This is a genomic window from Methylophaga sp. UBA4204 (assembly GCF_002379485.1).
Lineage (GTDB): Bacteria > Pseudomonadota > Gammaproteobacteria > Nitrosococcales > Methylophagaceae > Methylophaga.
Genome location: NZ_DFTU01000100.1, coordinates 43,220 through 43,572 on the forward strand (window position 1 = coordinate 43,220; position 353 = coordinate 43,572).

Below are 353 nucleotides of genomic sequence, written 5' to 3' on the forward strand. Positions count from 1 at the left end.
ATGAAAGCATCGGCTTATTACATCACTGCTTTTGTCGCCACCATTGTTTCATCCATTTTGAGCTGGATTACTTGGGGTTCGGTCGGTCCACTGACTAATTTGGGCTTCCATGACTTCTTTGGTGTAGGTTTCGTTTATCTATTCCCTGCCGGTATGGCAATGGTGTTTTCACGTACACTAAGACCTCGTCCAGGCATGTTCTCGGCTCATCCTAAGGTCTCTGAATACCGCCCGCCAAATCTTGGTCTGCTGACAGTGGGCATAATGACAATTTTCGCCGGCCTGCCGATGATTATTCTGTCATGTCTGTTCTTCTTTGACCCAGGTGCATTGGCAGTGAGTGTGACCATGGC

At 48.2% G+C, this 353-nt stretch carries 1 pseudogene; it reads left to right on the forward strand.

From position 1 onward, the window contains the following. Positions 1-353 (forward strand): annotated as a pseudogene (locus tag B3182_RS15085) (ammonium transporter); the annotation flags it as partial.